Source organism: Rhizobium sp. N621 (genome assembly GCF_001664325.1).
In the GTDB taxonomy this organism is placed as follows: Bacteria; Pseudomonadota; Alphaproteobacteria; order Rhizobiales; family Rhizobiaceae; genus Rhizobium; species Rhizobium esperanzae.
This window is the reverse complement of sequence record NZ_CP013495.1, coordinates 1,137,453-1,158,590: the sequence shown is the minus strand read 5'-3', so window position 1 is coordinate 1,158,590 and position 21,138 is coordinate 1,137,453. Positions and strand designations below refer to the sequence as shown.

Genomic DNA, 21,138 nt, shown 5'->3' with positions numbered 1-21,138 from the left:
GCGGGGCCACCTCAGGGATTGAATTTGAGCTTCTCGGACTGGGCAATGCCGTTCGATATCCGGTCGATCATGATCGGCTGCGGGTGGATGAAGGAGACCGGCGAAAGCTCCCCGACGGACGGCGCCGGACGCACCACAGAGCCGGCAGGCAGAATGACGGCGCTCACGCCTTGATAGGTGATAACGTTGCCGGCGATGCTGGCGACGACCTGCGTACTCAAGCGCGCCAGGCCGTCCGGACCGGAATAGATGTGCAGCGTCTGCTCGGGCCTGAAGATGCTCGCATCGGCGACGACGATCTGGTTATAGGTGGTAATGCCGTCCGTTCCGGCCTGTGCGGTCAATGTCGTGCTCGCGAGCTCCAACATGCCGGGCCAGACACCGCCTCTGGAGGGGGAGACCCATGCTGCGTAAGTATCAATTGCCGCGTCGCAGCAAGCCGATGTCTGCGCAAGGATATCATCGCGAAGCCGCCATTTGCCCGAAGCGTCCGTTCCGTCCGACGGCCAGCTGTTGTTGGCGCTATAGACCTGATATTCCGCCCGCAGGCCGAGATCGTTGCAGGTGATGGTCCCGGTCGCCGGCGAGGTGCCGCCGGCGAAATTGTAGGTGAAGGTGTTGGCGTCGACGACCGATATCACATAGCTTCCATTGTAAGCGGTCGGCGTCGCTCCCGAAATGCTGACGGTCTGGCCGGTCGCCAGTCCGTTGAGGCCGCTTGCGATGGTCGCCGTGGCAACCGTGCCGACCGAGGTCAGCGTGATGTTGCGGGTAACGGTCGTGCGCCCCAGCGGCGGGAAGGCGACGATTTTGACGCCGGCATATTCGGCGCGCAAGCGGGTGACCAGAGAGCGGTAGTTGGTGGTGAAGAACTGCGTATAGGTCGAGGCCGTGTCGTTCTGCCCCATCTGATTTGTAATGACCGTGAACGGCCATTTATTGCCGTTGAAGGCAATGATTTCGCGGATGATGTCGCGGCGCCTGGTCGCGATCGAAGAGCCGCTGCCGGTGTATTCGCGGACGGAACCGGCGCCGGGCATGCCGATCAGGCAATGGGGAATGCGGCCAGGGCCGCCGTCCCTGTCGAGCCAGCGGCGCAGCCAGCCGAGATTGCCGCGCGCATCGGCAGCGGAAGAATATTCCTGTCGCGCCTCGCCGATGCTGTCGACGAACGCCAGCGCGACCGGCCTTCCATCCCAGTCGCCCTTGGCGACCATGAAATCGGCCCCCCAATATTGCGGCTGCGCCTGTGTGCCATAGCCGGTATCGAGCGCGGCGGTGCTGTCAGCGAGCGGGCTATCCTTGAAGGCAAGAAGCGTGGCGAGATCGCCGGCGCCCCAGACGCGTTCGCCGCGATGCTTCTGGATGCGATAGACCGGCCAGATCTTCTCGCCGACGGCGGTGTGATAAAACAGCCAGATTTCGATTTCGCTTTCCGGCGCGACATCGGGAATGGTGAGCTCGTCGGTCCAGGCGCCGTTCGTCTGGTCGGCGACGGTCACCGTGTTCGCCCCGGCGAAGCTGCACTGGTAGAAGACGCCGGCGACGCGGATGAACATGGCGTCGGCGATCACGGAATTGCCCGGCGTGCCGATCGTGCCGGTGACGACGGTTTCCTGCGGCGAATTTCCGCCTTCGGTCGAGGCGAAGCCGGAGAGATGGAAGCGGAAGGTCCGCGTCTTGTATTGCGGCGTGTTGACGACGATCTTGGTGCAGACATAATTCGTGCCGGAGGCGGCGGTGACGATCGCGCCCGACGGCATGCGGTTGCGGGTGGCGAAGAACATGTAGCGGTCGGGGTCTCCGGCGCTCGCGCCGGCGCCATTCAGCATCGGATTGGCAAGGGCGAGCGAAATGGCATTCATCATCGGCGTGTTCCATATCGGCTGGTGAGGTCATCATAGAATTTGACGCTGCGCCCCTGGCGGGCGTTGGCGCGGTCGAGCGCCTGGCGCTCGCGGGCGAGGATCGCAATCAGCGGCTCGCCCTCGCGGACAGGCGCATGCGCTTCCTGCTTTCTGAGATCGTCGGGCAGCGGCGGCAGCACGATGCCGGCCGCCGCCTGCCCGCTCGCGACCGCCGCCTTGTTCAGGCGCTCAGTGGCGGAGCAGCCAGTCACGATCAGCAGCAGTGATAGCGCAAGCGCGGTTCGTTTGCGAAAGCTCGAATTCATAGGATCGGATCTCGTTTTCCAATGTGTCTCTGGCGGCCTGCTCGGCGGCCTTGGCGGCCTCCAGGCGCCTCCGGTGCTCCTCACCGGCGCCTGCCGCCGCATTCCGCTGGCGCTCCATCTCGGCCGCCCTGGCTTCGGCCGCGGTCTTTTCGGACATGAGGACGTAACCGGCGCGCGCCTGACGCGCCGCCGAGGGATAGCCGATCGACACGGCATAGAGGTGATAGAGTACGAGGCCTGCGGCCATGCCGGCGCCCATCTTCAGCGCGTCGAGAAGGCCGAACATCAGATGCCCTCCAGGCAGAAGGCGCGCTCCTTCTGCCGGCGGCGCGTCAGGCCGGGAAAGGTGATGCCGGCGGCGCGGTTCCATTTGAGGAGAGCCTCGCAGCCCTCGGCCGCCCTGCCCTGGTTGATCAGCTTGACCGCGCTCGAGCCGCAGGCCGCCCTGACGCCGACATGGTAGGCAAAGGAGGTCAGCGCCACGAAGCGGGCATCCGGAAGCGGGGCCGTGACACACTGCTCTATGCCATTGGCATACTGCTGCAGCTCGAGCGAAAGCAGCGCCTTGCATTCTCCCACCGTCTTATAGTCGCCCGGCTTCACACCATTGGTGCTGCCATAGCAGATCGTCCACGGCTGACCTTGAGTGGCCGGGTCAGGATAGGCATGCTGTCGGAGCCCTTCGAAGCTTCCGACCAATGCAACGGCCATCGCGGCCGCGGCGCTACCTTTCTGCAGGCGGTTTGCCATTCAGTTCTCCTGAGATTTTCTGCTGGACGAAGATGCGGGCGACGATCGCCGCAGCGGCGAAGAGCCCCGATGCCGTAGACATGGCGAGCTGGATGTAGAGGTTGCGCGACACCCAGGTCGCGGCCACGAAATTGATGACGGGCTCGAGGACGATGAAGAGCAGAGCGAGCGCCATGAGGCGGACGCTCCAGGCGTGCTTGATCACTGCGCGCCAGTTATGGACGAGCATGGGGTGGGCTCCGGTTGTTGAGGATTTAGCGGGACGCGCCGTTTCAAAAGGCGGTGCGAGTCGGAGTTTCAGTGATGCGTGAGCCCTGTCCGACGAAGACGGACACTAAATGCCGTTGGCTACGACTCTCAAAGGAATGGCTGTCGCCAGATCGGGCTCAAGAAGGAGCAAAACCTAAAAACTACGTGGCACGATCGCGTCGATGATAGCCGCGTACAATCTGGATCTGATTCAAGTGCGGTATTTGACAACTTTCGCCGGGGAACCCACCGCGATCGCGTAGTCGGGAATATCGGCCGTAACAACGGCATTTGCGCCGATCACGGCTCCCGTCCCTATCGTGACGTTCATCAATATCTTGGCACCCGCGCCAATCCAGACATCATCACCAATTTCTACAAAGCCGATTTCGGCCTTCTGAAGTCTGATTGGTACGTCTCGCCTGATACCGTGGCCGTGATCGATGATCTGGACATCAGAGCCGATCAGGACATCATTGCCGATTGATATTCGGTTCTTTGCCGTGATGATGTTTCGCCGGCCGATTACGGTGTTGTTGCCGATGAAGACTTTGGGCTCTGGCATTGTAAGTTGAAAGAACGACTGGTCCTGGATGGTGACGTTATCCCCGACCTCAAGGACGGCATGACCCACCAGGCGAAACTCAGCGCTGCGCTTCACCACGAGATTTTCGCCGGCCGCGGTGAAGTAGCGGAAGCGCTTATAAGCAGTGACGAGCCGCTGGATTACGCCGCCTCGATTACGATACGATGCCTTATCGACCTGTGCCATTTCTACTCCTGGCGTGATGGCAGCATGTCAAACACAGGTGTGGAGCTTATTCAAGAGCTCCTTCCGCAAGGGAAATGGAAGCCATCAGTCCAGATCCAGATGCTGCCGGTGGAACCGCCCACTGCCATCCGAATTTGCCGACTTGTATTTGTCCATATCTCCTGCGATCCCACTGCGAAACCGCTCGCTACCTGGATAGAGCCGACGTTGGCGCCGTCATTGCCGGCGCCGGCAATAAGCGCACCTTGTGCAGGGTCGGATAACAGAGCCGCATTGGTCGTTGCCGACGATGTGAACTCGAAACGCAGCTTCGCTTTGACTTTCACCCCATTTGGCGCTGTTAGCGCCAGAAGGGTCGAGGTCGTAGAGATAGCGGCACTGACAGCATCCTTGACCGGCGTCACGAAGGTATACTCGTCCCTCGGATACATAACGAAAGGCCGAATGTTCGAACTTCCATCCGTCAGCACCACGCCGAAGCATTTCACGATCGTGTAGCCGGTGAGCAGTGTCGTGGTGATGCCGCCGATGGTTGGCGAGGTCGAGAAAACCACGTCGAAAGACAGGTCGGCGTCCTTGCGCAAGGCATAGGCGAAGTATGTCGCATTTGCTGCGACGGCGCCGGCGTCAAGGCCGCCCGCGCCGGTTCCGGCCGCAAATGTTCCCGTCACCCTTTTGGTGAACGACGCTGCGCTGGAAACGAAACTCGACCCCGACCTGGCCGAGCCGGAGGTAAAGTCGATATGGGTGTTCGGGCTCGCGCCGTTGTTGGAAAGGATGAGGCCGACGACGAAATCGCCCACGGCCGAACTGTCGGCTTTACTCTCGATTCTGGCCGCGAGCTTGTTGGTGAAGAAGGCGGCACCGGAACATATGATGTTGACGCTATAGCCGTTCTTGAGGACAAGTGTCGCCGCCCCATCGATCGTCTCCGAGCCGGTGGGATCAATCGTCACGTCGCCACCATCGGCAATGACGCAATAATGCCAGTTTGCGCCAAGCGTTGCGGCAGCGCTCAAGGTGAGCGTCGCTGCCTGGGTGAAGCGATTGACCGCATTGTCGTCTGACGCAGCCGCCGTGTAATCGCCTGACTTCGCAGAATAAACCAAGGCCTTTTCGAAGCTGACGTCGACGCCGTTCTGCGTGAACCCTAGGAGACCACCGCCCTTCAGATACAGGCCTGTCTGAGGGTTGGTGGCGAAACCGATGCCGGGCGCCGAAACCGTGCCGCTTGCCGCTTTGAGTGGCGCGGTCATCGGCGCCGAGCCGTCGCGCGGCAGCGAGTTGGTGATTTCGTTGCCGAGGTCGGTGGTCAACGCGTTCCATGGCGCGGGATCGATGACCTGGCCGACGGAGGGTGTCGTGCCGGCGGGTTTCGAATAGACGCCGGTTGATGGGTTTCTGGGCATTCATCGTCTCCAAAGAAAAAGGCCCCGCGGATTGCGAGGCATTCTTGTTGAGCAAGCTTATCTGAACGACATCGGGCTATCTTCTCTTGAACAAGGGGCGGCGGCGATAGACATCCGCGCTGGCACCGATCACGCCTCTCCGATTCCTGGTCGCACCTGGGTCTGTTTTCCAGGCGCGATCGGCGCCGAGCCGTCGCGTGGCAGGGAGTCGTCAGCGCGTTCCAGGGCGCGGGGTCGATGACCTGGCGGACAGCAGGCGTCGTTTCGGCGCGTTTCGAATAGATGCCGGTTGATCCTGTTCTGTCCCTGATAATCTCCAAACAAAAAGAGCCCCGGGAATTGACTGTTAGGCGGCGCACTTGGTTTGATAGTGACGCCCGCAACATTGCTGCCGATGGCCATCCCAATGCAGATCGCCTGCGGGTGGCTGCCATTATGAACTCCACAGGCTCCCAAGCGCTCAGGAAAGATTTTTGATGAGGAAATTCATATCGATGACACTGGGGACGATGATGGCGATTGGCGGTGCATCAGTCGGCGGTTACATGTTCCTGTATGCCAGCCAACCGGTCAAAATGATTATTTGGGCCATGCCGATAAGCGTGATGGCATTGGGGGTTGCCATTTTGTGGGAAGATATGCGGGGATAGCCCCATCACCACCCACCCCCGCCATTTTGCTGCTGCGGCTGCTGAGAAAGCAATAAAGCTCTTACGAGTGCCTCCGCCTTCGGTTGGCGGACGACTTCCTTCGGCGCCGCATTCAGCGTGGCCTCGTAAAGCGGGGAACGCTGCCGAACCATTCGATCAGCGGCAGACAACGCCCGCCATGTCAGGATATTCGACAGTTCCTTACTGCCCTGGCCCAGGACCGTCGGGACCAAAGCACCCACAGCCGCGCCGCTGGCGGTGGCTCCGGCGCCGCCAGTCTTGCTCGCCACCGCTGCCGCGGCGCCGCCGGCCGCCGCGCCCAGCATCCTGGCCATACCGCTTCCGCCCTCCAGAAATTTTCCTATCCGACGCGTGACGTTCTGGGCCGCGCTTCCCTCGGCAATGGTTTTGAGCGCTGCCAATTCTTCGGGAGAAAAACCGAACATCTCCTGGTCCTGAAGAAGCGTCGAGGCCACACGTTGACGAATCGCATCGGCACCATTCTCGGCCGAATTATGCGGTACAGCGCGCAAATCTGGGGATCTATCAGTCCCGTTCAGGATATCGGAACGCTTTGCGGCTGCGGAATTGCCGCTTGCGGCCCTAAGGGCGTCGGCCGCGTCAGTGGCCTTTCCGGCAACGACCGTCGCCGGATCGGCAGCCTCAATGAACTCGTCCAATTCTCGAATAACTCGCGACGCTGCAGCTTGATCGTTCGGATCTTTGACGCTTTGGACTATTTTTTCGAACGTCTTGCGGGCTGCGTCCAATCCCTCGATGCTCGCGAAGCTGTCTTCCGGAGGAGTGGAGAGCTTGGCGAGAATTTTATGAGTCTTCCCGGCGATGTCTGCGTCGAAACCCTCTTTTTCGAGCTTCGTTTTGGCTGCCTCTGCCATAGTTTTTACGGCATCGGCTGAGTAATCAACACGACTGTTACGCATCATCTCGAAGTTGCGATTTGCTTCGGCATGGAGAGCGTCGCCGGATGGCGGCTCCAGCTTATCTGGCTTTCGCAAGTTCTTGCTCACGCCTGGGACGATTGCCTCTCCTGAGCGAAGCCCCGGCGTTGGCGGTGAGAAGATCGACGCAAATTCCAACGAGCGGCCAATGCCCTCCATGGTCGGCCTGCCATCCGGGCCAAACATCTGTACCTTGCCGCTGTAGACGTCACCCGGAAGCATGAAGGCGCGTTTTGCCATCCCCAGAATGCCGGCGTCGCTATCGAAATATCTGTTCCCGTCGCGGTCCCGGCTGATCGGCCAAAGTTGGCCGATATGACTCTTATCTACAGGTGGAGGGGCGCTATCTGTGGGCTGAGGGAGGCTCCGCAATAGCTTATCAACCAGAAGACTCTGGTCGTCCGGAGAGAGGCTCAAAAAGCTGTCGTCGACGGTCAAATTCTGGCCATTAACCTGGATTGTCGCCATTACTGTTCAATGCTCCACAAGGTGCCGTTCGGTGTTTTGCGCATGTTCGAAGGCGTGGTTCCGGCAAGGGCGACAGGGGTAGCCCGTTGTCTCGGAACGACCGAGGCAGCGACCGGCGGAGTTACCGCTTTCGCTTGTCCTGACGCTACGGGAGTGGCATCGGCCGGGTTGAGCTTGTCATTGCGATCGAATGCTTCGTCGGAGGAGATGATCGGTGCGGGAGCTTCAGCCGCACCCGCACGCTGCTCCTTATCCTCCTGCCTGAGCGCCAGCCCGCCCATCAGGGCCTGGACGAGACGCGCCGCCCCTTGCCACGGCGATTGCACCGGGCTCGTCTCCATGCCCTGCTGCAGCATGGCATAGGCCAGCCGCTTGCGCTCGTCGCTGATCTCATTTTGTGTCTTGCCGGTATCGCCGCCGATGAGGAAACCCCTCATGCCACTGCCCTTTCGTAGTTGACGCGGTCGAAGCCGTCGGCATGTTCGAACACCGCGTCCGGGTGAACCTTGCGCACATCGTCGGACATCAGGCCGATCTGCATCGGGCCGCGGTCCTTGTAGCGGAATGCGTAGACCGGCAGGCCGTTATCCAGCGTGCCGACGCGGCTGACGTCCTGCTTCAGCCGCCGGTCGGATTTCATTGCCCAGCCGCCGAGCAGCGAGCCGCCGAGGCCGAAGAGGCCGCCCATGGCGGCGTTCGACTGGGCGAGCTGCTGGTTGTAGAGGCCCATCTTCTGATTGAAGTTCTCGTTGATCAGGCCGGCCTGGTCGACGGTGGGCAGCTCAGTCGTCGGCGTGTTGACGTAGCTCGGCTGGTGCACCTGCGAGCCGGACATCAGTGCCGAAATCTCGTTCAGCGGTTGGTTGCGCTCGGTCAGGATCGAATTCTGCGCATTGGAATACATGTCGCCGAGATATTGGTCCGAGGCCGCCTGCTTGCGGGTGGAAAAATCGCGCATGGCGTTGTCGTAGGCCGCCGAGCCCATCGAGATGCCCTTATCGGCGAGGCTCTGTTCGAGGCTCGCCTGATCGCGGTGCCATTGATTGTCGAAGCCGGAGCGCCAGTGATCGTTGACATATTTGTCGACATTGCCGGCGCTGAGGTCGACATTGGTGCCGAGGATGCCGGAGACCTTGGCGGTCTGGTCGTTGGCGAGCCTGGCAAGGCCGAGCTGCGTCTGCTGCGTCTGGTCGTAGATCGCCTGGTTCTCGGGCGAATAGGTCTGATAGGCGGAATAGGTCGGCAGCTTATAGGTCTTGCCGTTCTGGTCGGTCATCGTCTGATAGCCGCTGACCTTATATTCCAGCGAGCCGTCGGGCGTATACTGGTTGGTGTGGCTGAGCCCCGCATTGGCGATGGCGGTGTCGACGTTGGTGGCGGTCTGCGCCGCCGCGGTCTGGGTCGGATCAGGCGCCTTGGGAGCCTTTGGCGTGGAGACCATAGGGAAAATCCTCCTTCATGATGGCGTAAAGCAGGGCGTCGCAATCGCCGAAATAGCCGCGCTGGCGGCCCTCCGGCTCAGCACCGACTCTGGCGAGCAGTCTCTGGGCGCTGATGTTGTCGGCGCGGGTGCGGCAGGTGACGCGGCGGCAGCCGAGCTGGTTGAAGACATAGTCGGAGACGGCGCGCATCAGCGTCAGCGACAGCCGGTCGGCGGCAAGCGAGATCTCGATATCGTGCTCGGTCCAAACGTTGAAGACGAAGCCGGCGAGAATCCGACCGCGGTCGACCTGGGCAAGCGTGGTGTAGGGCGGGTGAAAGGTGACGCCGATCCTGGCGCCCACCCAGGCGGCGATTTCGGCGCCGGGTTCTGAGACGATCAAATCGGCGCGCCCCTCTCGTAAAGCAGCGAGCCGCCGACGACAGCGGCTTCCGAGACCGAGCCCGACGAGCCCGAGATCAGCGCCCGGATGGTCGGCGCCAAAGCCGAACCCGCGCCGCCGGCGGAGGCGAATTTGCGCACCAGCGAAATGCCGGGGAATTTCGAAACACCCCAGACCGCTGTTCCCCATTTCGCCGCCGCATTGTTCTCGACGGAAGACAGAAGTGCGGTCGGCACCTTGGTCTGGTAGTCGACCGAGATGCCGCCATACATCAGCGTCGACACGCCGATCTCGGCCGTCACTCCGATCAGCTTGGAAAGCTTGGTCGAGAGACCGTCGCCGAAACGGCTCCAGGCGCCGACCATCAGCGCGTCGATCGCCGCGCCATTGTCGTTTGCCCCGACTTCCGCCTCGTACAGCGTGCCGTCGGCCGCGCCGAAGAACAGCCGGTCCTGCCAGGTCGCCCAGCAGGAGGCCGGCATGCCGGCGAAGCGGCACCAGGCGCCGGTCTCGGTGTTCATCACATATTGATAGGGGCCGAAGGAGGACGGCAGGTTGACGATCGCCATCTGCCGCGCCGGAAAGCTCGCAAGCTGCCACTCCTGCGAGGTGGTCCCGGTCGCCGCGACTGTCGCGCGCCATGTCGGGCCGATCCTGGCGGTAATGGCGCCGAGGCTGGTGGCGCCGCGATCGAGCTGCACCGCCTTGGTGATCGGCACGATACCGTCGGTCGTCATGATCGCCAGATCGGCGCCGATCGAGAGCAGGCAGCGGTCGCTGCCGAGCGGCCGGCCGAGCTTGAAGGTGCCGATCAGGCCCCAATTCGAAACACTCGAAGGATCGGATCCCTGGAAGACGATCACCTCGCCCTCCGAGGAGATCAGCACCAGGCATTGCTGCAGGCCTGTCGACACCGGGATGGTCCAGACGTTGATCGCCACCAGCGTGCCGCCATATTTCATGTTGCCGCCGACCGGCAGCACCGTCGCCGCGCCGCTGACGGCGTCGGTGGCGAGGTACCAGACATTGGTCGAGTCCCGCTCGATGAACCACAGGCGTGAGCGATAGGCGGTGACGGCGCTGAGCAGCGAGGCGTCCGGTATGCCTGTGATCATCGTCGAGGCGACATAGGGCGTGGCGGTCGCGCCCTTTTCCAGCTGGGCGTTGCTGACCGTTCCCGTCACGGTGACGACGAGCGTGCCGGCCGCCGGTGTGAAGGTGAGCGACACCCGGTTGCCGGCGCCCGTGCCGTTCAGCGTGCCGGCGAAGGCGCCGGAGAGCGTCACCGAGCCGGTGCCGAAAAAGCTCAGCGTATAGGCCGTGTTGCGCACGGCGACGTTCTGACTGGCGAGGGACGCGGTGCCGACCAGGAAATTGTTCGTCCAGGAGGTGCCGTTGAAGATCAGCGGCGTGTCGAGGCCGTTGACAAGGCGCAGGAATTCCTGGCCGGCCGGGTTGGTATATTGCTGCACCGACCAATGGGCGCTGGCGAGGCCCGAGACGACCGGCGCGCCGGCCGCACCGCCCACCGTCACGTCGAAGATCTTGTCGCCGGCGGCGGCAAACAGCCGGTTGCTCACGCCGGAATAGGGAATGACCGTCTGCACGTCGGCGCCGAGACCGGTGGAAAAGGCGAGGAAACCGTAGCGGGCGCGCACCCGGTTTGCCTCGGGAAAGAAATTGTCGAGCTGGAAGGCCGCATCTTCAGGCATATCGGCCATCTCGACATCGGTCCGCCAGCCGCCGATCGGCGCGATCCAGTCTTTGCCTGGTGAAACGCGGCGGGTGCGCCCGTTCGGGGGGACAGGTCTGCGGGTCATGGCGTCACCGTGATCGTGCCGGGCCAATAGGTCTCGGGCTGTCCCCGCGCCGGCAGCGAGAGGTCGACCGGGCTTGCGGCGCGATCGGCGCCGATGGCGGCTTCCTTGGTTCGCTCGAAGCTGGCAAGCTCCTCGCCATAATCGAGGCCCTTGGCCCGCTTCCAGCGCCAGATCAGCGAGAGTTCGAGAAGCTCTTCGGGAAAGAGTGCCGTGTCGGTGTCGTTGGCCCAGTTGGCGGCAGTCGCAGCGCCGCCGTTCACCGCCACCCAGAAGCCGGAGACATAGGCATATTCGATCGTCTCGCCCGCAACGTTCGGGTAGATGTCGAGCCTGCCCGCCGCCATGCGCCAGATCTGCGGCACCGGGTTGGCGGCGAGGATCGTCTGGCGCTGCCAGGTCTGCGGCTCCACCGGGCCGTTGAGCGACCAGAGGCGGGAGACGTTCCAGATCCGCGCATTGGCGGCGAAACGGTCCCAGTCACCGGGCGGCTCGGCCGGCTCGGGGGCAGCACCCGTCGCTGCGAATTGCCGCCTCACCATCAGCGCCGACCAGTCATGGGCCCGCATCAGGTCACGGCCGGCGCGGGTGGAGAGGATGCGCAGCTGCATGATCTGCGGATCCGCCGAGGACATGACGGCCGTCGGCGGATCGAGGTCGATCTCCGCGCAGACATTCTGAATGATGGTCAGGAGCGACATGCGGATCTCCGGTTCAGAGCGGTTGGCGTGGGGGCGGCGGGATAAGGTGTGCCGTGTGGCCCCCTCATCCGCCCTACGGGCACCGACCGGGGTTGAGCCACGGGTCTCAACCCGTCCTTCGGACCCCCGCTGGGGAGAAGAGGGAATCGAGACCTCGCGGCATAACCCCTTCGCCCCAGCGGGGAGAAGGTGCCGGCAGGCGGATGAGGGGGCGGCTTGCGTCAGCGCTTCTTCAGGCTACTTGCCGACCGCGGGACTTGCTGCCGCTTTCGCTTTCGAGCGCCTCGAAGCGAACGGCCATCTCCTTCATCTGCGCCTGCAGGCGGCTCACCTCGTCCTTCAGCCGCTCGTTTTCGGCGGCAAAGGCGGAGGCGGCACTGGAGTTTTCGGCGGTGGCCAGATAGGCGCGGGCGGCGGCGGTCAGCTCGTTGGCGCCCATGCCGATCTTCTGCTTGGCGGTGTCGGAAAGCGCTGCCAGCTGCTCGACGGTATAGATATTGACCGCCTCCAGCTCCTTGATCTGGCTGGGCTTCAGATAGGGCCATTGCGAAAGCGGCGTGCCGGTCAGCTGCTCGCGGGCGGCTGCACCCTCCTTGAAGCGCTTATAGGCGTCGGCAAAACGCTGTTTGTCGTTGTCCGTCACCTCGCGGTAGACTTCGGTGTGCTTGTCGCCTGCGATGAAGATGCGGACGAATTCCTTGTCGGCAAAGATCGGCCGGCCTTCCTTCTCGGTCAGGAAGGTCTGCTCGACCGGTTCGAGGCTGAAGGAGGCGTAGATTCCGGTGTTGTCGGGCATGTGCTGGTCTCGCTGTTGATGGCGGGGAGATGGGAAATGGGCGGGGGAAACATCTCCTCTCGTCATCCTCGGCCTTGTGCCGAGGATCTGCTACGCATCGACCGGCAGCAGATGCTCGGGACAAGCCCGAGCATGACGGAAGAGAGGTTTGCAAGCGCTGAAAGTAGCCATGGCGGGCGCCGAAGCGCCCGTCGATTGCTTTAGGTTCAGTTCACCTTCGACAGGAACGGCCGCATCAGCGTCGCCTCGAGCACGCCGGTCGCCGTGATGGTGACGCCGGTGCCGTTGGCCGTGGCATTGGCCGAGAGCGTGATGCTCTGGATGACGCCGTTCGGGCTGTAGCTGATGCCAGCAATCGTTGCGCCGCCCGGAATCCCGGTGCCGGCGACGGCCGCGCCGATGAACGGACCGGACCCGGCATTGAGGCCGGAAAGGTTCGTCAGCACGGGAGACCCGTTGATGGTGGTTGCCGCAAACGTCTGGTTGGCGGCGGCAAAGTTGACGTTAGCGATCGCCTTGGTGCCCACCGTCGCTGAGGCAGGCGCACTTGCCTGGCCGGCCGTGGTGGTGGTTTCGGCAACGACGAGGGCAGCCGTTGCACTCGCCACCTGGGCCGGCGCCTGGCCGTTGCGCTGCAGCCAGATGTAATAGGTGCCGGCGGCAAGGGTGATGGCGCCAACCGGACCGCCGGTCAGCGTCGGCGGCTGGGCCGCACCGGAGAAGACGCCGCAGCGCTGGCCGACGACGGCACCGGCCGTGGTCAGCAGCGAAGCGACATAATCCTTGGTCCACTGGAACCACTGACCCGGCTGAAGGGTCGTCTGCGCGGCCAGCACCAGCTGGCAGTAGACCCATTCGGATTCACGGTCGCCGCCGGCGACCGCGCCGAGGGCGAAGTTCGGCCCCGGAATCCCGGAGCCGGCAACGATCGAGCCTTCGACGACGAACGGGTTCGCGCCAAGACGATCGGTCTGGGAAGTTGCGATGGTCATGGAGTTGATCCTTTCGTTCGATCAGGCGAACAGCACGCCCTGCAGGAAGGCGTTGTTCATGGTGAGGTTGCCGGCAAAGCCCATCAGCTGCACGAAGGCATCCTGGTTGGTGTTCATGCGTTCATCGCCGATCGGCGCCATGTCGCGGTCGCGATGCGGGCGGTAGAACAGGTATTTTGTGTTCAAGAAGAACATCTGATTGACAGGCGCGCCGCCGCCGAAGCCGCCGTCGAAGATCACGTCGGCGCCCATGTATTGCAGCGACTGAAAGCCGGCCATGCCCTTGTCGGCCGAGGTGATGCGCTGGATCGCCTGCAGCGATTCCCAGTAGAGGCGGAAGAAGTTGTTGTCGGCGACGACGAGATCGGGCGCGTCGGAGCCGCGCACGCAGGACATATAGAGCCGGTTCATATAGCTCTGGATGTTGGCGTTGGTGGCCGCCGCGCCGCCATCGGCCGAGGCGGAGAATTTCTGGTTGCGCCAGAAACCCCAGGTGGCGCGCGAGATGCCGCCGACGGTGCCCGAGGTCGGCGAAGTCGAGATCAGCAGCTGCAGGCCGCCGATCTGCCGTCCGCCATCGGCCGTGCCGTCGGAATAGCAGTCGAGCGCGATGTTGTTCTTCAGCGTCGTCTCGGCGTTCTCGATGCGCTGCTCGAGCAGGTCGAGGATCGCATCCTCGCCGGAATTCTGCAGCTGTTCGAGGCCGGACATGGAGACGGCGACCGCGGCCTGCTTCAGATCGTATTCGGCGGCGGTGATGACGTCGGAGGGCTGCACGTTCAGGATGTCGTAGCCGCTATAACGCTTGAAGGTGCTGTTTTCCTGGTACTGCAGTTCCTGGACGATGGTGCGGCCGCCGGAAACCGGCTTCTTGCGGCCGCGGCTATTGAGACGGGTGAGAAGACCGTTGTTCTTCGTCACGTCGTCGGCGACCGTGCCGCTGCGGTTGCGCAGCGTCGTGGTGACGATTTCAGAGAGGTTGGGCGAAATGGGCATCGATCATTCCTTTGATCAGAATTGGCCTGTGATCAGACTTGGCCGCGCGAAAAACGCATGGCGTCGCGCAGCGAGTCGCGGATGGAGGTGGGCTGGCCTCTTGCCGCATCGCGGGTCGGGCCCGGGGCGGAAGAGCCAGAGATGGATCGCGAGGCGCGGCGGGCTTGATCTGCCGCTGCGACCCTCTGGGCATGCTGTTCTCGGACGAAGGCCGGCGCAGTCTGGCTGATCAACTGCTGGCGAATGTCCGGGCGCATCCAGCATGCGGCGTCGTAGGCGTCCTGAAGCGTCGATGCCCGCCCCGCATTGATGAGGGCAACCATGTCGTCGAGAACGTCTTCGGCATGCGCATTGGCCGGATCGGAAAGAAAGGCATCGACTTGAGTTTCGGTGTCTCTCTTCCTCAAAACATGTTCGACCGTGGCCTCGACATTGATGGGCCGAGGTTGCGGCGCTGCCTGCTCGTGTCGCTGAAGGGCCTCCCCTGCCCGGCCGTTGACCAGGGCGTGAAGATTAACCCCGGCCACCCTGGCGACATGAAGCACGGTGTTGACGGGATCGCGGATCAGCGCGTTTTCCCAGTCGATCGCCCGGCGCATGACATCGGCATGGGTCATGCCGGCCTGGCGGACGATCGGGGTGAATTCTTCGAGCCCCTTGTAATCCTGCAGGACGCGGAAGCCGCGATCGACCTCCTGCTCCCGCTTGGCAATCGCCGCCTGCACTTCGCTCGGCAGGCTTGAAAACTGCGCCTTGGCCTCCGCCGACCAGCCGGGCGGAACCCGGTTGGCCATGGCGGCCGGCTGTTCGTCGCCCTGCACCCGGCTCTGTGCCTGTGGCGTCTGCTGCCGGTCGACGCCGGCCTGCTCCTGCCCCTTGGCGAGGAAACGGCCGTTTTCGCCGTCGCGCGGCTGGGCCGCAAGATCGCCCGGTCCATTGCCGTCGACGGTGTCGATCGCCGCCTGCAGGCTGTCGCGGATGCTGACCGGCTTATCGCCGGACGAGTCAAAATCGTCGCCGCCGTTACCGGCCTCGTTGAAGTCTTCCATATCCATGGGGAAAGTTCCTATTTCGGGGATTGATGCCCGCTTCATCCTTTGTGCATGTCGTTATCCCGGAACCGCTGCACACTTCCGGGCGACATGCGTCAGGCGTTGTATTCGGCGTGGACCCGCCGCAGTTCGTTGCGGATCGCCTTCCGGTCCGCTTTGGGTTTTTCGATCGCCTGCGGCGTCTCATTGCCGATCTCGACCACGCCGGCTTCCCGATAGGCGGAACGAAGCTTGGCCTTCGAGGTGTAATGCCGGCCGTCATGCATCGACTGGATCTCGATGCTGTCGCTGACGAAATGCGGCGCCGGCAGATCCGACCGCGCCAGGGTCTGCGCCGGCAGGCAATTGTGCGGCCATCTGTCGAGTGCGTGCCAGCCGCCGCAAACGCGGCAATAGCGTTCTCTCATGCTGTTGCTCCCGGCAAACCTATTGGTAGAGGGATTGGGCGGCGCGCATCTGGTCGATCGCCTGCGCCGCCATTTCACCGCGCGCCTGTTCGGCTGCGGCGCGGTGCTCGATCTCGGCCTGCGCGACGCCGAGCTCGGCCTTGCGCTGTTCGGCGCTGGCCTTCACCTCGGCCGTCTTCAGCTTGAGCATCTCGCCGGGCGCAGGCTGCGGCTCCGGTTTTGGCGCACTGGCGGCCTGGGAAAGCTGGCCTCCGACCTGCTCCAGCATGCTCTCGAGCTGACGGCCGGCCCGGAAGCCGCGGGCGGCAAAGAGCAGCGTTTCGACCATAACAGGCACCAGCATCGGCGACTGCTGCGCCATCGCGCCGGCCTGCTGCATGAAGCCGCCGACCATCTGGACGAATTCCATGCGGCGTTGCTTTTCGGCGTCCTCGTCGGGCTCGATCGTCGAATCCGTCTCAATGTCGATCTGGAAACCGCGAATGCTGTCATTGCGGAGCAGCTGCACCACCTCGTCGATCGTCGGCTGCCCCATCATCTGTTGCAGCTGCGGCGGCAATTCGGGCGGCGCCATTTCGGGGGACGACTGGGCCGGCTGGCCCATCTGCTCGGCCCGCATCGCCGTCTGCTGCGCCGCCATCTGCATCTGCTGCATCTGCATCTCGACCTGCTGCTTCTGAGCCATCGTCGGCAACTTGATGCCACTGACCAGCATCAGCGTTTCCGGCTGGAACTGGTCGCAGATGATTTCGCCGGCAAGGCGGATGATGTCGCGGGCAAAGCGGGCGAGCTCAGCCTGGCGGTCGCGGATGCGGATCGAGCCCCACTGGCTCTTGATCCGCTGCGCCGTCGCCGTCTCCGACGCCTGGGTATCGCCGCGCACGATGTCCGATATGCCGGTGATCTGGTAGACATCTTCGATCAGCTGCTTGCGCGCCGCCATGCAGGCGACGATCACCTTCTGCACCTCGTCGATCGGCAGCGTCACCACCGCCTTCGAGCCGCCCTTGTCGGTGAAGGCGGCCCATTCCGGGATCGGCACCATCACCATGTCGTTTTCCGGCCGCATCGCCTTCTCGATCGCCGGCGAAATGGCGCCGTCGCCGGAGGGATAGAAGACCTTGAGGCGCAGCTGGTCGGTCAGCTTGTTGATGCGCCTGGTCAGCAGGTCGATCTCATCGCATTGCTGCTGATAATAGACATAGTCGGGAACCGGGATCAGCGAGCTCGTCGACATGGTGCCATAGGCTGGGCGCGGGCATGGCCAGAAATGCGTCAGCTCCAATGGCGGCTCGGAGACCTCCAATGCGACCGGCGAGCCGTCGGCGATCCAGACGGTATAGTTCTCGCTCTTGCACCAGATCTCCCAGACATGGGTCTTGCCCTCATTCTCGGCGCGCTCGGCCTGGCTTTCGCCCTTGCGGGCGCCGGCAGCATCGGCCGCGCCCGAGGCCATCGCCGCACGGCCGAAGCGTTTTTCCATTTCGTCGTCGGTCATCGGCACGCGCCGCGCCACCCAGGTGACGTCCTTCCAGCGGCGGGCCGGCGAGTGCAGGAAATCCGACCAGTGGACATAATCGATGCAGACGCGCTCGTCGGCAATCGCCTCCATGGACGGGCCGCCGATCTCGCCGGCAAGGCCATCCGCCGGCGGGTCCGACGGCGCCACGCCCATGTCGAGCGGCTCGAAATCGGCCTCGTAGCGCAGCCACACCGTGCCGCGGGCGCAGAGCAGGAAATCGTCGCGCACCGCCCGCATGATGGAATCGAGGTCGGCCTCGTCGCCGGTATAGGCGAGATTGCGCTCGACGATTTCCGAGGCGATGCGCGCCACCGGCTCGGCATCCTTGAAGCGGCGCTCGACGACCGGCTGCGGCACCCGGGCATAGACGGCCGGCTGCAGCACCGCCGTATTGGCCCAGAGCATCGGAAAGCGGCGCTTGGCCGCGCTGGTCTGGTCCGACTGCTGGTCGAGATAGATCTTCTCGATCTTGCCGCAGCGGTCGTGCCAGGATTTGAAATAGCGCTGGGCGCGTTCGAGCTCCTGCTGCCAATGGGCGCCGACCTTGGCCGGATCCCAGCGCTGTTCGCCCTCCAAAGCCATCGTCTCATCTTCCATCAAACACGCTCGCTATGTCTCGGGGTGGACTCGGCAAATTCATTGAATGTCATCGTCTGGAATGTCGGCAGCGGCTTACGCTCGGGCTTCAGCGGTTCGGGCGCCAGGCCAGTGAAGATGATCGCCAGAGCACCGAACGCGTCCGCCCCATGCGAAGCCCAGTTGTGCAGTGGCTCGTCGCGGAAGACGCCGAGATCCTCATCCCAGTCCTTGCGGTAATTGCGCAGGCATTTGATGCCTTGGGCGCAGCCGGCCTGGTCGAACTCGACTTTTGCCAGGATGCGCCGCGTGCCATTGATGCGGTCGTGGACATAGGCGCGCTCGACCTTGCGCACCGTGCCGAGACCACGCGCCTTGACCTCTTTCAGCATGATTTCGATGCGGGTCATGCCGCCGCGCGTCCATTCCCGCACCTTGATGTCGTGCGGCATGTTGTGGACGCCGTAGATATAGCCATGTTCGCCCGCCCGCCGCTCCAGCTCGTCGAGCATGCCGTCCATGCCGGTGCCGGTATGCTCGAAATAGCCGATCATCCTGACCCGGCCGGGCAGCACCTGGAACAGCCAGACGCTATTGGCGTCATCCATGCCGATGTCGGAGATGGTGTGGACGGGGTAGCCTTCGACATGCGGGAACACGCCGATGCGCTCCTCGGCGTCGGCGATCGCCATCTGGTCGGCATAATAGGCGCCCTCAACACTTGCCTCGAAGGCTTCGGCGGGCGTCGAGGGATATTCGCGCTTCATGTCACCGAGCTGGATTTCGGCCTTCTTGATGTACCAGGCCTTCTGCCCCGCCGTGAGCGTGATCCCCTGTTCGGCAAGCTCTCGGAAATATTTGACGAAGGCGTCCCCGATGATGACGCCCTCGGGCGCGATCGAATATTGCGGCTCCTTCCACCAGGGAAAGAAGTGGAACTTGAAATCGAGTTCGCTCAGAACAAGCGCCTGGCGCTGCTTGACCTGGGCATCCTCGCAGAGCGCGTAGAAATGCCCCTCCTGGCCTTCCGCCGTGCTTTCGACGAAGACCATCTGGCCGGCCTGCACCGTGTTCAAGGCGCCGGTCCTGACTTCTCGCGCCTTCTCGGGATATTTGGCGCAGAGCTTTCCATATTCGGAGATATGCAGATATTGCAGCGTGCCCGAGCGCAGCGAGGTGCCGACGCGGATGCTCGAATTGTTGGCGAGCAGCAATTCGGTCTGGTTGGTCCTGACGACAGGCACGGCGTTGCGGATGCCTTCGGGCAGATTGTCATAGGGATATTTGATCTTGTCCCGGAAGATCGTCTGCACGTCGCCGAGCGTATGGGCGATGGTGCCGGCCCTGATATCGCGGTTGAAGACGCAGGCATCGAGCATGAAGATCTGGATGAAGGTGGTCAGCCCCAGCTGGCGGGCCTTCAAGAGCACGTTGAGATAATGCATCTCCTCGAACAGGCTCGTCTGCATCACGTTCATCTCGAACCTGACGCGCCTGCCCGCCTTGTCGGTGATCCAGTAGAGATTGTTCAGCCGCCAGCGCCAGTCGGAAAACTGGTCAACCGCCGCTTGGAAGTCCGCGCGTCCTGCCATTGACCGCCTCCAGCAATTGCGAGACTTCGCCGGTCACGCTCTGTTCGGGCTCGACCTTGGCGCCATATTTCTTCGGCCTGAGCTTTTCGGCGACCCATTGGCGGGTGGCGATGCGCAGCTGCGAACGCCTGATCGCCTCGCCATTTTCCTGCCAGCCGGTGGTCTCGCCGGCCGCATTCTTCTTTTCGATCCAGTCGTCGCTGCTGTTGTCGGCGATCTCGACCATCTCGTCGACGAAGCTGTCGGCCATGATCTCGCGGGCCAGCGCATATCGCGCCCGGAACGACGCCTTCTCCTCGTCCGCCAGCCAGGACAGCACCGTCGATTTCGCCGGCATGTCCTCATCCCGACAGATCGAGCGCAGGCTCTCCCTGTCGGCGATGCGCGCGCAGATTTTTTCCGCCAGCGCCTGGCTGAACTTGGTCGGCCTGCCCATCGGTCGGGGTCTAACGCTCAGAACAAGGCAATAATGTTGGAGGCCGTTGTCCCGGTCAGCGCCACGATCGCCGCATGAACGGGAAGGATTGTCCCGGCCGGCACGCTCTTGAAGATGACAGGATCCACGTCCCGCCGCGGCGCAATCGCCACATCGCCGGCCGTGCCGATATAGAGCGCACGGGCCCCGACAATGGCGCTATCGTTCGGCGTCACCGCGGCGGCCCGCGAGGCCGGAGCAATCGAGGGGTCCATGCAGTTCTCCTTGTGAGGGGTCTTCGATCGGAACGCGGCAGCACGCCGCCTCGGCATTTTGCCGGGCCTGCCCGCCGACCTCCGCCCCGCCAGGCCTGACCCGAGGGGAATGGAGTTTGTATCAAGCCGGCGCAATCAAGCGGGTTTGGCAAACCGCTACCCCACCCTCCGTCATCCCAGGCCTTGAGCCTGGGATCCATGCCCGGTCCTGATGGAGGCCAACGTGGATCCTCGGGTCAAGCCCGAGGAAACGGAGCAAGAGGTGAGCTCCGTCGCAAAACCGCGGCGACGGCGCGATGACGCTGGGCCCCTCACGGGCCCTGGCGGGTGGCAATTTGATCGAAGGGCGAGACCGGCTTGACCGCCGACATCACCTCTTGATTCAATATTCGCAGCTTGGATTTACGGTAGTGATAAATGATCTGCCGGGGGGTGATCAAGGGCCAGATCGTCGGTCCCGCTCCCATGCGAAATCGAGCCCTGCGCGACCAGGTGGACGCCAGAATCCACGCGCTGCTCCGGCTGCGGCTTTGCTGAAACGCCACCCCACCCTCCGTCGTGCCAGGCCTTGAGCCTGGGATCCATGCTCGGTCCTGATGGACGCCAACGTGGATCCTCGGGTCAAGCCCGAGGATGACGGAGCAAGGGGTGAGCTCTGTGGCAAATCCACGGTGGTGGCTCAATGAGGCTGGACGCCTCGCAAGCCTTGACGAGAGGCGCATTCGACCGGAGGACGACAAATCT

24 protein-coding genes are annotated in these 21,138 nt (G+C 63.2%); 1 reads left to right on the top strand and 23 read right to left on the bottom strand.

Features of this window, described 5'->3' with window-relative positions:
* Window positions 1–11: 11 nt before the first annotated feature.
* The 7 genes from AMK00_RS05675 to AMK00_RS05645 form a co-directional block, all read right to left on the bottom strand.
* Complete coding sequence (locus tag AMK00_RS05675; RefSeq protein WP_064809841.1) at window positions 12–1,868, bottom strand: hypothetical protein; 1,857 nt, start codon at window positions 1,866–1,868, stop codon at window positions 12–14.
* Window positions 1,865–2,092 carry a hypothetical protein gene (locus tag AMK00_RS05670; RefSeq protein ID WP_064806005.1) on the bottom strand — a complete coding sequence of 76 codons (228 nt, stop codon included), beginning with the start codon at window positions 2,090–2,092 and terminating at the stop codon, window positions 1,865–1,867. Before AMK00_RS05670 ends, AMK00_RS05675 begins: the two co-directional genes overlap by 4 nt.
* A 4-nt stretch (window positions 2,093–2,096) precedes the next feature.
* Entirely contained in the window at window positions 2,097–2,459 is a 363-nt protein-coding gene (locus AMK00_RS05665; protein WP_064809840.1) for a hypothetical protein, read from the bottom strand.
* Window positions 2,459–2,923, bottom strand: a complete 465-nt coding sequence (locus AMK00_RS05660) for a lysozyme (RefSeq protein ID WP_064809839.1) — start codon at window positions 2,921–2,923, stop codon at window positions 2,459–2,461. The genes AMK00_RS05665 and AMK00_RS05660 overlap by 1 nt, the downstream gene beginning before the upstream one ends.
* Window positions 2,898–3,152, bottom strand: coding sequence for a DUF7940 domain-containing protein (locus tag AMK00_RS05655; protein ID WP_064801070.1), 255 nt, complete (start codon window positions 3,150–3,152; stop codon window positions 2,898–2,900). The genes AMK00_RS05660 and AMK00_RS05655 overlap by 26 nt, the downstream gene beginning before the upstream one ends.
* Window positions 3,153–3,383: 231 nt before the next feature.
* Window positions 3,384–3,944, bottom strand: coding sequence for an acyltransferase (locus AMK00_RS05650; protein WP_064809838.1), 561 nt, complete (start codon window positions 3,942–3,944; stop codon window positions 3,384–3,386).
* A gap of 50 nt (window positions 3,945–3,994) precedes the next feature.
* Window positions 3,995–5,353 (bottom strand): hypothetical protein, encoded by a 1,359-nt coding sequence (locus AMK00_RS05645; RefSeq protein ID WP_064809837.1) that lies wholly within the window; start codon window positions 5,351–5,353, stop codon window positions 3,995–3,997.
* 476 nt (window positions 5,354–5,829) lie between these two features.
* On the opposite strand from AMK00_RS05645, the gene AMK00_RS32430 reads away from it, so the two are divergent.
* Complete coding sequence (locus AMK00_RS32430; RefSeq protein WP_164517766.1) at window positions 5,830–6,003, top strand: hypothetical protein; 174 nt, start codon at window positions 5,830–5,832, stop codon at window positions 6,001–6,003.
* A 5-nt stretch (window positions 6,004–6,008) separates the two neighbouring features.
* Here the strand turns inward: AMK00_RS32430 and AMK00_RS05640 are convergent, their stop codons facing one another.
* From AMK00_RS05640 to AMK00_RS05565, 16 genes are all read right to left on the bottom strand, one after another.
* The gene (locus tag AMK00_RS05640; RefSeq protein ID WP_064809836.1) at window positions 6,009–7,430 is read right to left on the bottom strand and encodes a hypothetical protein; all 1,422 of its coding nucleotides are present in this window, start codon (window positions 7,428–7,430) and stop codon (window positions 6,009–6,011) included.
* Complete coding sequence (locus AMK00_RS32875) at window positions 7,430–7,867, bottom strand: hypothetical protein (protein WP_237350444.1); 438 nt, start codon at window positions 7,865–7,867, stop codon at window positions 7,430–7,432. The genes AMK00_RS05640 and AMK00_RS32875 overlap by 1 nt, the downstream gene beginning before the upstream one ends.
* On the bottom strand, window positions 7,864–8,871 hold the full coding sequence (locus tag AMK00_RS05630; protein ID WP_064809835.1) for a tail fiber domain-containing protein: 1,008 nt from the start codon (window positions 8,869–8,871) through the stop codon (window positions 7,864–7,866). The genes AMK00_RS32875 and AMK00_RS05630 overlap by 4 nt, the downstream gene beginning before the upstream one ends.
* Window positions 8,837–9,253: a GNAT family N-acetyltransferase gene (locus AMK00_RS05625; RefSeq protein WP_064801061.1), complete on the bottom strand. Its 417-nt coding sequence runs from the start codon at window positions 9,251–9,253 to the stop codon at window positions 8,837–8,839. The genes AMK00_RS05630 and AMK00_RS05625 overlap by 35 nt, the downstream gene beginning before the upstream one ends.
* Window positions 9,250–11,073, bottom strand: a complete 1,824-nt coding sequence (locus AMK00_RS05620; RefSeq protein WP_064809834.1) for a hypothetical protein — start codon at window positions 11,071–11,073, stop codon at window positions 9,250–9,252. Before AMK00_RS05620 ends, AMK00_RS05625 begins: the two co-directional genes overlap by 4 nt.
* Window positions 11,070–11,771 carry a hypothetical protein gene (locus AMK00_RS05615; protein WP_064809833.1) on the bottom strand — a complete coding sequence of 234 codons (702 nt, stop codon included), beginning with the start codon at window positions 11,769–11,771 and terminating at the stop codon, window positions 11,070–11,072. The genes AMK00_RS05620 and AMK00_RS05615 overlap by 4 nt, the downstream gene beginning before the upstream one ends.
* Window positions 11,772–12,003: 232 nt before the next feature.
* Window positions 12,004–12,567 (bottom strand): hypothetical protein, encoded by a 564-nt coding sequence (locus tag AMK00_RS05610; protein ID WP_064801055.1) that lies wholly within the window; start codon window positions 12,565–12,567, stop codon window positions 12,004–12,006.
* A 206-nt stretch (window positions 12,568–12,773) separates the two neighbouring features.
* A complete protein-coding gene (locus tag AMK00_RS05605) occupies window positions 12,774–13,559 on the bottom strand; it encodes a hypothetical protein (RefSeq protein WP_064809832.1) in 786 nt (261 codons plus the stop codon).
* A gap of 21 nt (window positions 13,560–13,580) precedes the next feature.
* Complete coding sequence (locus tag AMK00_RS05600; RefSeq protein WP_064809831.1) at window positions 13,581–14,555, bottom strand: phage major capsid protein; 975 nt, start codon at window positions 14,553–14,555, stop codon at window positions 13,581–13,583.
* 32 nt (window positions 14,556–14,587) lie between these two features.
* Window positions 14,588–15,610, bottom strand: coding sequence for a hypothetical protein (locus AMK00_RS05595; RefSeq protein WP_064809830.1), 1,023 nt, complete (start codon window positions 15,608–15,610; stop codon window positions 14,588–14,590).
* Between the two features lie 92 nt (window positions 15,611–15,702).
* Window positions 15,703–16,014 (bottom strand): hypothetical protein, encoded by a 312-nt coding sequence (locus AMK00_RS05590; protein ID WP_064801048.1) that lies wholly within the window; start codon window positions 16,012–16,014, stop codon window positions 15,703–15,705.
* 19 nt (window positions 16,015–16,033) lie between these two features.
* Entirely contained in the window at window positions 16,034–18,133 is a 2,100-nt protein-coding gene (locus AMK00_RS05585; RefSeq protein ID WP_064809829.1) for a hypothetical protein, read from the bottom strand.
* Window positions 18,133–19,704 carry a hypothetical protein gene (locus tag AMK00_RS05580; protein ID WP_064809828.1) on the bottom strand — a complete coding sequence of 524 codons (1,572 nt, stop codon included), beginning with the start codon at window positions 19,702–19,704 and terminating at the stop codon, window positions 18,133–18,135. Before AMK00_RS05580 ends, AMK00_RS05585 begins: the two co-directional genes overlap by 1 nt.
* The gene (locus tag AMK00_RS05575; protein ID WP_064809827.1) at window positions 19,670–20,140 is read right to left on the bottom strand and encodes a hypothetical protein; all 471 of its coding nucleotides are present in this window, start codon (window positions 20,138–20,140) and stop codon (window positions 19,670–19,672) included. The genes AMK00_RS05580 and AMK00_RS05575 overlap by 35 nt, the downstream gene beginning before the upstream one ends.
* A gap of 17 nt (window positions 20,141–20,157) precedes the next feature.
* The gene (locus tag AMK00_RS05570) at window positions 20,158–20,394 is read right to left on the bottom strand and encodes a spike base protein, RCAP_Rcc01079 family (RefSeq protein WP_064801040.1); all 237 of its coding nucleotides are present in this window, start codon (window positions 20,392–20,394) and stop codon (window positions 20,158–20,160) included.
* A gap of 311 nt (window positions 20,395–20,705) precedes the next feature.
* Window positions 20,706–20,939: a hypothetical protein gene (locus AMK00_RS05565; protein WP_064809826.1), complete on the bottom strand. Its 234-nt coding sequence runs from the start codon at window positions 20,937–20,939 to the stop codon at window positions 20,706–20,708.
* Window positions 20,940–21,138: the final 199 nt, after the last annotated feature.

Bases quoted from the DNA above. Each gene is read 5' to 3' on its own strand.
- AMK00_RS05675 (WP_064809841.1), bottom strand. From the start codon at position 1,868: ATGATGAATGCCATTTCGCTCGCCCTTGCCAATCCGATGCTGAATGGC.
- AMK00_RS05665 (WP_064809840.1), bottom strand. From the start codon at position 2,459: ATGTTCGGCCTTCTCGACGCGCTGAAGATGGGCGCCGGCATGGCCGCA.
- AMK00_RS05660 (WP_064809839.1), bottom strand. From the start codon at position 2,923: ATGGCAAACCGCCTGCAGAAAGGTAGCGCCGCGGCCGCGATGGCCGTT.
- AMK00_RS05655 (WP_064801070.1), bottom strand. From the start codon at position 3,152: ATGCTCGTCCATAACTGGCGCGCAGTGATCAAGCACGCCTGGAGCGTC.
- AMK00_RS05650 (WP_064809838.1), bottom strand. From the start codon at position 3,944: ATGGCACAGGTCGATAAGGCATCGTATCGTAATCGAGGCGGCGTAATC.
- AMK00_RS05645 (WP_064809837.1), bottom strand. From the start codon at position 5,353: ATGCCCAGAAACCCATCAACCGGCGTCTATTCGAAACCCGCCGGCACG.
- AMK00_RS32430 (WP_164517766.1), top strand. From the start codon at position 5,830: ATGAGGAAATTCATATCGATGACACTGGGGACGATGATGGCGATTGGC.
- AMK00_RS05640 (WP_064809836.1), bottom strand. From the start codon at position 7,430: ATGGCGACAATCCAGGTTAATGGCCAGAATTTGACCGTCGACGACAGC.
- AMK00_RS32875 (WP_237350444.1), bottom strand. From the start codon at position 7,867: ATGAGGGGTTTCCTCATCGGCGGCGATACCGGCAAGACACAAAATGAG.
- AMK00_RS05630 (WP_064809835.1), bottom strand. From the start codon at position 8,871: ATGGTCTCCACGCCAAAGGCTCCCAAGGCGCCTGATCCGACCCAGACC.
- AMK00_RS05620 (WP_064809834.1), bottom strand. From the start codon at position 11,073: ATGACCCGCAGACCTGTCCCCCCGAACGGGCGCACCCGCCGCGTTTCA.
- AMK00_RS05615 (WP_064809833.1), bottom strand. From the start codon at position 11,771: ATGTCGCTCCTGACCATCATTCAGAATGTCTGCGCGGAGATCGACCTC.
- AMK00_RS05610 (WP_064801055.1), bottom strand. From the start codon at position 12,567: ATGCCCGACAACACCGGAATCTACGCCTCCTTCAGCCTCGAACCGGTC.
- AMK00_RS05605 (WP_064809832.1), bottom strand. From the start codon at position 13,559: ATGACCATCGCAACTTCCCAGACCGATCGTCTTGGCGCGAACCCGTTC.
- AMK00_RS05600 (WP_064809831.1), bottom strand. From the start codon at position 14,555: ATGCCCATTTCGCCCAACCTCTCTGAAATCGTCACCACGACGCTGCGC.
- AMK00_RS05595 (WP_064809830.1), bottom strand. From the start codon at position 15,610: ATGGATATGGAAGACTTCAACGAGGCCGGTAACGGCGGCGACGATTTT.
- AMK00_RS05590 (WP_064801048.1), bottom strand. From the start codon at position 16,014: ATGAGAGAACGCTATTGCCGCGTTTGCGGCGGCTGGCACGCACTCGAC.
- AMK00_RS05585 (WP_064809829.1), bottom strand. From the start codon at position 18,133: ATGGAAGATGAGACGATGGCTTTGGAGGGCGAACAGCGCTGGGATCCG.
- AMK00_RS05580 (WP_064809828.1), bottom strand. From the start codon at position 19,704: ATGGCAGGACGCGCGGACTTCCAAGCGGCGGTTGACCAGTTTTCCGAC.
- AMK00_RS05575 (WP_064809827.1), bottom strand. From the start codon at position 20,140: ATGGGCAGGCCGACCAAGTTCAGCCAGGCGCTGGCGGAAAAAATCTGC.
- AMK00_RS05570 (WP_064801040.1), bottom strand. From the start codon at position 20,394: ATGGACCCCTCGATTGCTCCGGCCTCGCGGGCCGCCGCGGTGACGCCG.